The 12,311-nt window shown below is 52.4% G+C and carries 14 protein-coding genes; all 14 read left to right on the top strand.

Annotated features, from left to right (window positions below; translation table 11 throughout):
* Window positions 1-193 precede the first annotated feature (193 nt).
* The 14 genes from CIK95_RS00870 (at window position 194) to CIK95_RS00930 (ending at window position 11,944) form a co-directional block, all read left to right on the top strand.
* Window positions 194-637, top strand: coding sequence for a hypothetical protein (locus tag CIK95_RS00870; protein WP_144007666.1), 444 nt, complete (start codon window positions 194-196; stop codon window positions 635-637).
* A gap of 82 nt (window positions 638-719) precedes the next feature.
* Window positions 720-1,163, top strand: coding sequence for a hypothetical protein (locus CIK95_RS00875; RefSeq protein ID WP_144007667.1), 444 nt, complete (start codon window positions 720-722; stop codon window positions 1,161-1,163).
* A gap of 215 nt (window positions 1,164-1,378) precedes the next feature.
* Entirely contained in the window at window positions 1,379-2,128 is a 750-nt protein-coding gene (locus CIK95_RS00880) for a helix-turn-helix transcriptional regulator (protein WP_022309624.1), read from the top strand.
* Window positions 2,125-2,253: a hypothetical protein gene (locus CIK95_RS13530; protein ID WP_256387322.1), complete on the top strand. Its 129-nt coding sequence runs from the start codon at window positions 2,125-2,127 to the stop codon at window positions 2,251-2,253. The genes CIK95_RS00880 and CIK95_RS13530 overlap by 4 nt, the downstream gene beginning before the upstream one ends.
* Before the next feature lie 116 nt (window positions 2,254-2,369).
* On the top strand, window positions 2,370-3,767 hold the full coding sequence (locus CIK95_RS00885; RefSeq protein WP_144007668.1) for a DUF6242 domain-containing protein: 1,398 nt from the start codon (window positions 2,370-2,372) through the stop codon (window positions 3,765-3,767).
* Between the two features lie 12 nt (window positions 3,768-3,779).
* Window positions 3,780-4,460 (top strand): DUF6089 family protein, encoded by a 681-nt coding sequence (locus tag CIK95_RS00890; protein ID WP_094466016.1) that lies wholly within the window; start codon window positions 3,780-3,782, stop codon window positions 4,458-4,460.
* Window positions 4,461-5,216: an isoprenyl transferase gene (locus CIK95_RS00895; protein ID WP_094385309.1), complete on the top strand. Its 756-nt coding sequence runs from the start codon at window positions 4,461-4,463 to the stop codon at window positions 5,214-5,216.
* Window positions 5,217-5,223: 7 nt separating this feature from the next.
* Window positions 5,224-7,833 carry an outer membrane protein assembly factor gene (locus CIK95_RS00900; RefSeq protein WP_094385376.1) on the top strand — a complete coding sequence of 870 codons (2,610 nt, stop codon included), beginning with the start codon at window positions 5,224-5,226 and terminating at the stop codon, window positions 7,831-7,833.
* 83 nt (window positions 7,834-7,916) lie between these two features.
* Complete coding sequence (locus tag CIK95_RS00905) at window positions 7,917-8,435, top strand: OmpH family outer membrane protein (protein WP_022309618.1); 519 nt, start codon at window positions 7,917-7,919, stop codon at window positions 8,433-8,435.
* A 21-nt stretch (window positions 8,436-8,456) separates the two neighbouring features.
* Window positions 8,457-8,951, top strand: a complete 495-nt coding sequence (locus CIK95_RS00910) for an OmpH family outer membrane protein (RefSeq protein WP_022309617.1) — start codon at window positions 8,457-8,459, stop codon at window positions 8,949-8,951.
* A gap of 79 nt (window positions 8,952-9,030) precedes the next feature.
* Entirely contained in the window at window positions 9,031-9,537 is a 507-nt protein-coding gene (locus CIK95_RS00915; RefSeq protein ID WP_022309616.1) for an OmpH family outer membrane protein, read from the top strand.
* Window positions 9,534-10,376 (top strand): glutamate racemase, encoded by an 843-nt coding sequence (gene murI, locus CIK95_RS00920; protein WP_094421128.1) that lies wholly within the window; start codon window positions 9,534-9,536, stop codon window positions 10,374-10,376. The genes CIK95_RS00915 and murI overlap by 4 nt, the downstream gene beginning before the upstream one ends.
* A complete protein-coding gene (rbfA, locus tag CIK95_RS00925; RefSeq protein WP_094387805.1) occupies window positions 10,377-10,715 on the top strand; it encodes a 30S ribosome-binding factor RbfA in 339 nt (112 codons plus the stop codon).
* A complete protein-coding gene (locus CIK95_RS00930) occupies window positions 10,715-11,944 on the top strand; it encodes an FtsX-like permease family protein (RefSeq protein ID WP_094466017.1) in 1,230 nt (409 codons plus the stop codon). The genes rbfA and CIK95_RS00930 overlap by 1 nt, the downstream gene beginning before the upstream one ends.
* Window positions 11,945-12,311: the final 367 nt, after the last annotated feature.

Here is a 12,311-nt window from a genome sequence, read left to right on the forward strand (position 1 = left end):
CTGTAACTTTGTAATCGGTAGTCATATTAAATATTTTTGTAACTTATTGTAAATCACCTATAAAGGTACAAAATATTTGTGAGACTACCAACTTTTTTATGAACAAAATCTTATCCCGAACTGGGGTAAAGTAGCTAACAATTACAAGGATAGATAATCAAAAACAATGAAAAGACTCTAAACAACAACGGCTATGAAAAGATTAAGTATCATTTTGGCCGCATTACTATGCGTGGTGCTGGCCGCCATGAAAGTTTCTGCAGGAACTGGTGATGCAAACGAGATTGAGAAGGTGCGCGAATTCTATCGGCAGTATGCTGTAGCTTTCAGCATCAGTGACAACGAGACCAGTTTTGCCAAATGCGACTCTGTAATGAACATCTATTGCTCTGCCGAAATGTGCAAGGATACCAAGAAGGACCGCATATCAGGCATAGCCTATGATTTTGCGACCGACGATATCGGCATTGACTCGCTGGCTCTGCAGACCCTGAATGTCAAGTATGACAATGGTGCTTACACCGTCACCTATAAGTATAACGACATGAACGACAAAAGACAAAAATTCATTCGTAATGCCAAGCTGAAAGTCGGTATGAAAGATGGAAAAATCAACACTGTCAAAGCAATAGAATAACCATGGAGACGATTTGACTTAGATAGCAGTAATAGCTATCAGAGTATCAAAAAGTGGTATAATTGAAAAAACAACAACAGCTATGAAAAGATTAAGTATCTTTTTGGCCGCATTGCTATGCGTGGTGCTGGCCGCCGTGAAAGTTTCGGCAGGAACTGGTGACGCAAACGAAGTAGAGATGGTGCGCGAATTCTATCAGCAGTATGCTGTAGCTTTCAGCATCAGTGACAACAAAACCAGTTTTGCCAAATGTGACTCTGTAATGAACATCTATTGCTCTGCCGAAATGTGCAAGGATACCAAGAAGGACCGCACATCAGGCATAGCCTATGATTTTGCGACCGACAATATCGGCATCGACTCGCTGGCTCTGCAGACCCTGAATGTCAAGTACGACAATGGTGCTTACATCGTTACCTACAAGTACAACGACATGAATGACAAAAGACAAAAGTTCATTCGCGATGTCAAGTTGAAGGTCGGTATGAAAGACGGTAAAATCGACACGGTCAAAGCAATGGAATAATTATAAAGATGATGCGGCATGGCTGTCCGGTAAATTCCGGATGACCATGCCGCCAACTATTGGCACAACAGCCTACCCTAAAACTATTTACATCCTATGAAAAGGATGGCAGGAACAATAATTTACCAGAAAGAGCGTTATTATAATGAGTATCATCGCACATTCGACACATGCGATGGACGAGTAATTAACATTAAATTCTAATATAAACAATCATGATAGATACAGAGTTGTTGTCCCAAATACAGGCTGCAGGAATCACCGATGCAGACTATGAACGCGCTGAACGACACATCGAAGTTCTCAAGACCTTGTCAAATCTCACATATAAAGGAATTTTCATCTACGACAACTTCAAGAGGAAATATCTTTATATTTCTCCTAATCCTTTCGGTTGGTTAGAATATAATAAAGAAGCGTTTGAAAATATGGGGTCCATCTTTATAGATGCGTTTATCAAACCCAATAGCAAGAAAGCAATAATAGATGCTTTTGTATATTGTTATCAATACATTAAGAATCTGAGCCAAGAAGAAAAAGAAAACATAGCCATCTATTGCAACTACGACTACATGTCTATAGACGGCAAGCATCTCCCAAGCACCAAATGTACACCACTGGAATTTGCCCCAGACGGAAGTCCATGGTTGATGTTAGGCATAACCACATCTGAGCCACACGGAAAGCATGACATGTTCTGCATTCACAACATCTTAAGAAAAGAGCTTGTTTCATACAACCCGAAGAACGACAAATGGGAGAAAAAGCAGGTACCTACCCTTAGCCCCAAAGAGAAGACCGTCCTCCTGTTGCTAAGCCAAGGACAGGCAGCCAAGTCGGTGGCTGAGCGCTTGGGGATGTCGGAGTATACGGTGGCGACGCACCGCAAGAACATCTTCAGGAAACTGGGGGCGCACACGGTGGCTGAGGCAATGGCATTTGCGGTGAAATACAAAGCGATATGATGCATCGGGGGCTGGCCGGCGACACTGCCACGACTACCGAAGACGACGAGGGCGGCACGCAGGGCAGACTGCCTATATATATAATAAGGAGAAAAAAGCACAGCAAAGACCACGATAATACCTAAACAAACCTTAAAAAACAGCAGATGTAGACGGTTTTTGATTAATAATCGTCTAAAGATAGGTGGTTTTTGAATTATTCTGATTAAATTTGCACCCAAAATTGTTAAAATAGAGTGTAATGAAAAGAAAGTTCATACCTTTTATCTTATTGGTATCGACTATATTCTTCGTGTCTTCATGTTTGGGTGACGACAACGAAGAGATAGTATTTTCTGACCAAGTGGGCATCACTGCGTTCTCACTCGGCACCCAGAAGATTATCCGCGACACAGTGTCGAAGAAAGGCGCAGACAGTACGTATCAGACTACGCTGGACTGCAGCAAATATATATTCTACATAGACCAGACCAAGCACGAGATATACAACCCCGACTCTCTGCCCGTGGGCATAGACTGCAAGAAGATAATATGCAGCGTGACATCGAAGGGCTCTTCGGTGACGCTGGTAAAGAACATAGACAGCGACACGCTGCAGGCCTTTGAGACCATCGACTCGATGGACTTCTCGAAGCCCCGCACCCTGCGCATGGTGAGCATGTCGGGACGCGCCAGCTGCGACTATACCGTCAAGGTGAACATACACAAGCAGAAACCCAACATATTCGAATGGAAGATAGCTACCGGCTGCACCGACATGGGGTTGCTCACCGGCATGCGCGCCCTGGCTATGGGCGGCAAAGTCTATGTGGTGGGCCGCGACGACAGTCAGTTGCGCATCTATGCTGCCGAGGAGCAGCACGTGGTGAGCTGGACTGAGATTACTCCCAATGTGGAACTGGGCGCCGACAGCTATAAGGATATGACCGTGATGGGCGGCAAGCTCTATGCCCATGCCGAGGACGGCGTGTACTGCTCGACCGACGCATATACGTGGACCCGAGTGGGAACGCCGGCGATAAGCCGACTCCTGGGCGGCAGCAACAAGCGCCTCTACGCCCTGAGCACCGACAACAGGATCATGGCATCGGCCGACGGCGCCACCTGGACAGCCGAGAAGATGGACACCCCCGCCGACTCGCTGCCCACAGGCAACGTGAGCATGACGGCCCGACCCATACTGACCAACCCCGGCACAGACCGCGTGGTGATGGTGGGCACGGGAGACAAGACGAGCAAGGTGTGGTCGAAGGTGGAAGAGACCGACGAAGGCAGCGAGCAGCAGGCATGGACCTACATGGACGTGGCGGGCGACAACCGCTTCCGTCTGCCCAATCTGGCCAACCTGCAGATGACCTACTATGACGACTTCATGATGGCGCTGGGCGGCAGCGGTATCGGCAACAGCCAGGGCGCGACAGCCTACGGCGGATGCTACACCAGCAGCGACGGCGGCATGACCTGGCGCATCAGAAAGCTCTATGCACTGCCCACCAACTTCAACATAGAGAGCAACAGATTTGCCTTCACCGCCGACAGCCAGAACTATCTGTGGCTCATAGACGGCAAGGGCAACCTGTGGCGAGGCCGACTGAACCGGCTGGGCTGGGCGAAGGACAAGACATACTTCGGCGAATAACGACAAAGGACAATGAGGAAGGGCCTGGTGACACTCCTGATGCTCTGCGCCACGCTCACGGCAAGCGCACAGCAAGACGACGAATACCTGATGGAAATAGGTGGCGGCGTGGGGATGGTGTCATACCAAGGCGACTTCAACGGCAAGATAACATCGGGCATGCAGCCCGCCGGCGCCATCGTGTGGCGCAGACTGCTCAACCCCTACATGGGGTTCAGAGTGACGGGCATGATGGGCAAGCTCAATGGCGACGCCACGCGGGTGGAGACCTACTACCCCGACGAGACGACGAGAGCCTACAGCTTTGACCGCTCGATCACCGACGTATCGGTGACCTACGAATACAACTTCTGGCCCTACGGCACCGGTCGCGACTATCGCGGCGCCAAGCGTCTCACCCCCTTCGTCTTCGGCGGAATAGGCGCCACCTACGTGTCGGGCGGAGAGAAGAAGGTGTTTACCGCCAATGTACCGATAGGTCTGGGCATCAAATACAAACTGAAGGAGCGCCTCAACGTGGGACTGGAATGGAGCATGCACTTCTCGCTGAGCGACGAGCTCGACGGCATGGCCGACCCCTACGGCATCAAGAGCAGCGGAGCATTCAAGAACACAGACTGCTACAGCGGGCTGATGCTCACCCTCACCTATAGCTTCAAGAGCAAATGTCGAACCTGTAACAACGACGACTAAATGGCAATAGAAATAGATAAAACCCGTGTGCCACAGCATGTGGCTATCATCATGGATGGCAATGGACGTTGGGCTGCCGAGCGTGGCAAGCCCCGCAGCTATGGCCATCAGGCAGGTGTAGATACCGTGCGCCGCATCACCTCTGAATGTACCCGACTCGGTGTGAAATTCCTTACACTCTATACTTTCTCCACCGAGAACTGGAACCGTCCGGCCGATGAGATATCGGCCCTGATGGGATTGGTACTGACATCGCTCGAAGATGAAATCTTCATGAAAAACAACGTGCGTTTCAGAGTGATAGGCGACATAGCCCGTCTGCCACAGATGGTGCAGGACAAGCTGCAGGAGGTGATGGACAACACCGCCGGCAACACCGCCATGACTATGGTGGTGGCGCTGAGCTACTCGGCACGCTGGGAGATTACCCACGCCGTGAAGCAGATAGCCGCCGAGGCGCTGCAGCAGAAAGGCTCGGCCGACGACGCTGCCATCATAGACGCCATCAGCGAAGAGACGGTGGGCCAGCATCTCGCCACGGCATTCATGCCCGACCCCGACCTGCTGATACGCACGGGCGGGGAGCTGCGCATCTCCAACTATCTGTTGTGGCAGATAGCCTATTCTGAACTCTATTTCAGCGATGTCTATTGGCCCGACTTCAGCGAAGACGACCTGCACCGCGCCATACAGAGCTATCAGCAGCGTCAGCGCAGATACGGCAAGACCGAAGAACAAGTAGAAAATGAAAAGTAGGATGAAAATGAATATAAATAAGGTATTGCTGGTGGTGACCGCCCTCTTGTGGACCGCCGCCATGCAGGCACAGGACAAGATCGTATATCCCGAGATAACTTATGCCGGTACGCCCCGCACGGTGACCATCGGCGGTATCAACGTGTCGGGCGTGGACAACTATGAGGACTACGTGCTCACCGGCATCTCCGGACTCACCGTGGGCCAGGAGATAGACATCCCCGGCTCACAGATTACCGACGCCGTGAAGCGCTACTGGAAGCACGGCCTCTTCTCGAAGGTGAAAATCTATGCCGACTCGCTGATAGCTGACAAAATCTATCTGCACATCTATCTGCAGGTGCGTCCGCGCGTGTCGACCATCAACTACATCGGTCTGAAGAAGTCGGAGCGTGAGGATATGGAGACCAAGCTGGGTCTGCTCAAAGGTATGCAGGTGACGCCCAACTCTATAGACCGTGCCAAGATTCTGGCCAAGAAGTATTTTGACGAGAAAGGCTACAAGAACGCCGAGATAGACATAAACCAGCGCGAGGACGTAGCTGGCAAGAACCAGGTAATCCTCGATGTGGTGGTCGACAAGAAAGAGAAACTGAAGGTACGCAAGATATACATCGAGGGCAACCATCAGCTGAAGACCAAGGTCATCAAGGGCGGCCTCTTCAAGAAGGGCGCCTTTGCCAAGACCCATGAGGCAGGTACGCTGAGCAGTTTCCTCAAAGCCAAGAAGTTTACCCCCGAGCGCTGGGAGGCCGACAAGAAGCGTCTGATTGAGAAATACAACGAGTACGGTTTCCGCGACGCCGAGATTATCTCTGACAGCGTGTGGAACCATGACGACAAGCACGTGAGCATACGCATCAAGGTGAATGAAGGCAAGAAGTACTATCTGCGCAACATCTCGTGGGTGGGCAACACCGTCTATACCACCGACTATCTGAGCCGCGTGCTGGGTATGAACAAGGGCGACGTGTACAACCAGAAGCTGCTGAACAAGCGACTCACCGAAGACGAGGACGCCGTGGGCAACAACTACTGGAACACGGGTTACCTGTTCTACAACCTGGTGCCTGCCGAAGTCAACGTGGTAGGCGACAGCATCGACCTCGAAATGCGTATTCAGGAGGGTCCGCAGGCCCACATCAACCACGTGCGCATCAACGGTAACGACCGTCTGTATGAAAACGTGGTACGTCGCGAGCTGCGCACCAAGCCCGGCGACCTCTTCTCCAAGGACGCCCTGCAGCGCTCGCAGCGTGAGTTGGCATCCATGGGTCACTTCGAGCCCGAGAAGGTGCTGCCCGACGTGCAACCCAATGTGGAGGACGGAACCGTGGACATCAACTGGAATCTGGAGCAGAAGAGCAATGACCAGATAGAGTTCTCGCTGGGTTGGGGACAGACTGGCGTCATCGGCCGCATCGGTCTGAAGTTGAACAACTTCTCGATGCGCAACCTCTTCAACAAGAACCGTGAGCACCGCGGCATCCTGCCTGTGGGCGACGGTGAAGTGCTACAGTTGGGAGCCCAGACCAACGGTACCTACTACCAGAGCTACAACGCCAGCTATTCGACCAACTGGTTTGGCGGCAAGCGCCCCATCCAGCTCTCTGTCGGCGCCTTCTTCTCTAAGCAGACCGACGTGTCGAGTACCTATTATAATAGTGCTGCGATGAACAACTACTACAACTATCTGTATGGTTATGGCAGCAGCTACTACAACAACTACGAGAACTACTATGACCCCGACACCTTTGTCAAGATGTTTGGTCTCTCGCTGGGTTGGGGCAAGCGTCTGCGTTGGCCCGACGACTACTTCCAGCTGTCGCTCTCGCTGGCTTACACTCGCTATATGCTCAAGAACTGGCGCTACTTCCTCATGACCAATGGTAATGCCAACAACCTGAACTTGAGCATCTCGCTGAGCCGTACCTCTACCGACAACCAGCTCTTCCCCCGCCGCGGTTCGGAGTTCATGGCTTCGGTAACGCTCACTCCGCCATGGTCTAAGTGGGACGGCAAGGACTACAAGAACCTCGCCAACAACTACCAGTCGGCCACCTACTCTCAGGAACAGCAGGAGAAATATCGCTGGGTGGAATACCACAAGTGGAAGTTCAAGGCCAAGACCTACAGCGCCCTGACCAACGGCCAGAAGTGTCTGGTGCTGATGACCCGCGTGGAAATGGGACTGCTGGGCAGCTACAACAAGTACAAGAAGTCGCCCTTCGAGACCTACTACATGGGTGGTGACGGTATGAGTGGCTACTCATCAGGCTACGCCGAAGAGACTGTGGGTCTGCGTGGTTATGAGAACGGTTCGCTGGCATACAACGGCTACGCCTATGACCGCTTCACCATGGAGCTGCGCTACCCATTCATGCTGGGCAACACCACCATCTACGGTCTGGGCTTCGCCGAAGCCGGTAACGCATGGACCGACACCAAGAAGTTCAACCCCTTCGACATGAAGCGCTCGGCAGGTATCGGTGTCCGCATCTTCCTCCCGATGGTTGGCCTGATGGGTATCGACTGGGCTTACGGTTTCGACAACGACAACATCAACGGAAAGAAGGGTGGCAGCAACTTCCACTTCATCCTGGGTCAGGAATTCTGATAATAATCATTAAAAGCGACGCGGGCGCTGTAACTTACATCACAGCGTCGGCGTCACATACATAAACCAAGCAAAGGAAAAGTATGAAGAAAATATTGGCAATATGCACCCTGGCGCTGATGGCAATCACGGCGCAGGCACAGAAGTTTGCCCTGATGGACATGGAGTATGTGCTGAAGAACATTCCCGCCTATGAGCGTGCCAACGAGCAGCTCAACCAGGTGAGCAAGAAGTGGCAGGCCGAAGTGGAGGCTCTCAACACCCAAGCCGCCACCATGTACAAGAACTACCAGAACGAGGTAGTATTCCTCTCCAAAGAGCAGAAGGCCGCCAAGCAGGAGGAAATCATGCTGAAGGAGAAGGAAGCCGCCGACCTGAAGAAGAAGTACTTCGGCCCCGAGGGCGAACTGTTCAAGAAGCGCGAGAGCCTCATGTCGCCCATTCAGGAAGAGATATACAACGTGGTCAAGGAGATAAGCGAGCAGCGTGGCTACAGTCTGGTGCTCGACCGCGCCAGTGACAGCGCCATCATCTTCGGTTCGCCCAAGATAGACATCTCCAACGAAATCCTCCAGAAACTCGGTTACGCTAACAATAACTAATAACAATTAAATACAAACGAAATGAAAAAACTTATTTTGATGCTGATGCTTTGCGCACCAATGGCTGTATTCGCCCAGAAGTTTGGCAAAGTTAACACCCAGGTAGTAGTACAGTCATTGCCCGACTATGCCAAGGCACAGGGAGAAATGGCTGCTCTGAGCAAGCAGAAGGAAAACGACCTGAAGTCAATGCAGGACGAGCTGACACGCAAGGCTCAGGAGTACGAGAAGTCTAAAAGCGCCATGAACCCTACCAAGCAGAAGGAGACAGAGGAAGAGCTGCAGGGTCTGAACGCCAAAATCCAGCAGGCATACCAAGACGCTCAGAAGGAACTCTCTGAAAAGAACAACGCACTGCTCGAGCCAATCCTCACCAAGGTACAGAACGCCATCACAGCTGTAGGCAAGGCTGGCGGATATACCTCTATCTTCGAGATTGGCACATCTGGCGTAGTGTTCTTCGGCGACAACGTGAAAGACGTTACCGAGGAAGTAAAGGCCAAGGTAGGCAAGTAATCCAGACACTCATTCATCACAAATGACAGGGCAGGCCAGAGTGCCTGTCCTTTTTTCTCAATACACAAAACTTACCGATATGAGAAAGCTGCTTTTTTCCTTAGTTATGTTGGTGCTGCCTATGATCTCACAGGCACAGACTACCATCAAGTATGGTTATCTCAGTTATCAGGAGGTGCTGAAGTTCATGCCCGAGTATGCTGTGGCACAGACCAAACTGGCCGACCTGAAGCAGAAGTATGACAACGAGATGAAGCGCGTGGAAGACGAGTTCAACAAGAAGTATGAACAGTTTCTTGAAGGTCAGAAAGACTTTGCTCCGACTATCCTCCGCAAGCGCCAGGTGGAGTTGCAGGAACTGATAGCCAAGAATATAGCGTTCAAGGAAGAGGCCAAACGACTGCTGGCACAGGCTGAGACAGAATCTTACGCTCCCCTCAAGGCCAAGCTGGCCGAAACCCTGCGTGGTATAGGCGAAGCACGCGGATTCATGTTTATCCTCAACACCGACAACGACAATCTGCCTTACGCCAACAGCGCCTTTGGCGAAGACATCACGACCTTGGTCAAAGAGTGTCTGAAATGAGCGAACGGCTGCCCATGACTCCAGGCCCTATCGGCATCTTCGATTCGGGCTACGGAGGACTCACCATCCTGCATGGCATACGCCAGCTGCTGCCCCAGTATGACTATGTGTTCCTGGGCGACAATGCTCGCGCGCCTTACGGTCCGCGCTCGTTTGATGTGGTCTACGACTTCACCCGCCAAGCGGTGCTCAAGCTCTTCCGCATGGGTTGCCAGCTGGTTATCCTGGGCTGCAACACCGCCTCGGCCAAGGCTCTGCGCACCATACAGCAGAACGACCTGCCCCAGTGGGACCCCTCGCGACGCGTGCTCGGCGTGATACGCCCCACGGTAGAGGCCATCGGCCATCTCACACGCAACGGCCATGTGGGTCTGCTCGCCACCGAGGGTACCGTGAAGAGCCACAGCTACGACATGGAGATTCGCAAGCTCTGGCCCGACATCCACATCTCTGGCGTGGCCTGTCCCTTCTGGGTTCCGCTCGTAGAATACAACGAGGCCGACAGTCCCGGTGCCGACTATTTCGTCAAGAAGCGCATCGACGAGCTGATGTCGCTCGACCCCGACATCGACAGCATCATCCTGGGCTGTACCCACTACCCCATCCTGCTGCCCAAGATACTCAAATACACTCCACCCGGCGTGCGCATCATCCCCCAGGGCGAGTATGTGGCCAGTAGCCTCAAGGACTATTTCGTGCGCCACCCCGAGATTGAGCAGAAGTGTACACGCAACGCCACCTGCCGCTACCTCACCACCGAGAACGCCGACAAGTTTGCCGAAGGCGCTCGGATGTTCCTCCACGAACACGTAAACATAGAACATATAGATTTAGAGTAAATGCAAGAAACAAGACAAAACCGTATTTCACGACTCCTGCAGAAAGAGTTATCATCCATTTTCCAATCGCAGACGCGCAAGACCAATGGCGTGCTGGTGAGCGTGACCCGCGTACGCATCAGCCCCGACCTCAGCATCTGCACCGCTTATCTGAGCATCTTCCCCTCAGAGCGCAGCGAAGAGATAATGAAGAATATCAACGCCAGCGAGAAGAGCATACGCTACGAACTGGGTACCCGCGTGCACAACCAGCTGCGCATCATCCCCGAACTGAGATTCTTCATCGACGATTCACTCGACTATCTCGAACATATTGACGAACTTCTGAAAAAAGGATAGTGAACTTTCCGTTATTCATCGCCAGGCGCTATCTCTTTTCCAAGAAGAGTACCCACGCCATCAATGTCATCAGCCTCATCTCTGTCATCGGAGTCGCCGTGGCTACGGTGGCGCTGGTCATCGTGCTCAGCGCCTTCAACGGCTTCCACGACCTGGTGGCCACGCTGTTTACCAGCTTTGACCCGCAGATAGAGATTGCGCCGGTCAAAGGCAAGACGGCTCCTGCCGACGACCCGCTGCTCACCCGCATACGCCAGTTGCCGTATGTGGATGTTGCCACCGAGTGTGTCGAGGACAATGCGCTGGCTGTATACCAGGACAAGCAGGCGATGGTAACCATCAAGGGTGTCGACGACAATTTCCGCGACCTCACCCGCATCACCGACATTCTCTACGGCGACGGCGAATTCTGTCTCCACGCCGCCAACCTCAACTACGGCATCGTGGGCGTACAGCTCGCCCAGCAGCTCACGCTCGGCACCCGTTGGACCGACGCGCTGCGCATCTATGCCCCCGTCAGAGAGGGTCAGCTCGACCTGGCCGACCCCACGCAGGGTTTTGTCGTCGACTCGCTCGACTCTCCCGGTGTGCTCTTCATGGTCAAGCAGTCCAAGTACGACTCCCGCTACATCATCGTGCCCATCGCCTGGGCCCGCAATCTCTTCGGGCAGCAGGGCATGATTTCCTCGCTCGAACTGCGCCTCAAGCCCGAAACCGACATTGCCGACGCCAAGCGCGAGATAGCCAACATCGCCGGCGACAGCTACACCGTCAAGGACCGCTTTGAGCAGCAGGACGACACCTTCAAAATCATGAAGATAGAGAAGCTCTTCGCCTACGTCTTCCTCACCTTCATCCTCATCGTGGCGTGCTTCAACATCGTGGGCTCGCTCTCCATGCTCATCATCGACAAGAAAAACGATGTGGTCACCCTCCGCAATCTCGGCGCCACCGACAGCCAGATAGCCCGCATCTTCCTCTTCGAGGGTCGCATGATTTCCGTCGCCGGTGCAGTGATGGGTATCGTCATCGGCCTCCTGCTCTGCTTCATCCAGCAGCAGTTCGGGCTCGTGCGCCTCGGCGACAGCGATGCCTCATTCATCGTCGACGCCTACCCCATCAGCGTCCATTACGACGATGTAGCCCTCATCTTCATCACCGTCATAGCCGTAGGCTGGCTCGCCGTCTGGTACCCCGTCCGCTACCTCAGCTGCCGCCTCTTGGGCTAATCCCGCCACCGACAACCCTATATCCCCATCATCCCCCTCTCTTTCACCCCCAAATCCCCACAGATTTGGAATGAGAACCGACAGCCCCATGGCAACCCAATGAGAGTTGCCAATGGGTGTGAAAATTTAGGTACTTACCGCATTTTTAACAGTGAGAATAGCCATTAAATCAAAATAAATACCTATATTTGCAGGAAATCTACAAATATAGGCGCGTAATGATACTTAAAATTGAGTTTGTGACTATTCCTAAAATTAGTTGACAGAATTGGATGCGATTAACTAATTAGGTTTACTACTTTTATTCAGTTCTCTGTTTTACTTTACAAGTTCTGTTAGTTGAACTGATTTGTTTTACAAGATTTCA

This window comes from Prevotella sp. P5-108, from assembly GCF_002251385.1.
Taxonomy (GTDB): Bacteria; Bacteroidota; Bacteroidia; order Bacteroidales; family Bacteroidaceae; genus Prevotella.

Bases quoted from the DNA above. Each gene is read 5' to 3' on its own strand.
- CIK95_RS00870 (WP_144007666.1), top strand. From the start codon at position 194: ATGAAAAGATTAAGTATCATTTTGGCCGCATTACTATGCGTGGTGCTG.
- CIK95_RS00875 (WP_144007667.1), top strand. From the start codon at position 720: ATGAAAAGATTAAGTATCTTTTTGGCCGCATTGCTATGCGTGGTGCTG.
- CIK95_RS00880 (WP_022309624.1), top strand. From the start codon at position 1,379: ATGATAGATACAGAGTTGTTGTCCCAAATACAGGCTGCAGGAATCACC.
- CIK95_RS13530 (WP_256387322.1), top strand. From the start codon at position 2,125: ATGATGCATCGGGGGCTGGCCGGCGACACTGCCACGACTACCGAAGAC.
- CIK95_RS00885 (WP_144007668.1), top strand. From the start codon at position 2,370: ATGAAAAGAAAGTTCATACCTTTTATCTTATTGGTATCGACTATATTC.
- CIK95_RS00890 (WP_094466016.1), top strand. From the start codon at position 3,780: ATGAGGAAGGGCCTGGTGACACTCCTGATGCTCTGCGCCACGCTCACG.
- CIK95_RS00895 (WP_094385309.1), top strand. From the start codon at position 4,461: ATGGCAATAGAAATAGATAAAACCCGTGTGCCACAGCATGTGGCTATC.
- CIK95_RS00900 (WP_094385376.1), top strand. From the start codon at position 5,224: ATGAATATAAATAAGGTATTGCTGGTGGTGACCGCCCTCTTGTGGACC.
- CIK95_RS00905 (WP_022309618.1), top strand. From the start codon at position 7,917: ATGAAGAAAATATTGGCAATATGCACCCTGGCGCTGATGGCAATCACG.
- CIK95_RS00910 (WP_022309617.1), top strand. From the start codon at position 8,457: ATGAAAAAACTTATTTTGATGCTGATGCTTTGCGCACCAATGGCTGTA.
- CIK95_RS00915 (WP_022309616.1), top strand. From the start codon at position 9,031: ATGAGAAAGCTGCTTTTTTCCTTAGTTATGTTGGTGCTGCCTATGATC.
- murI (WP_094421128.1), top strand. From the start codon at position 9,534: ATGAGCGAACGGCTGCCCATGACTCCAGGCCCTATCGGCATCTTCGAT.
- rbfA (WP_094387805.1), top strand. From the start codon at position 10,377: ATGCAAGAAACAAGACAAAACCGTATTTCACGACTCCTGCAGAAAGAG.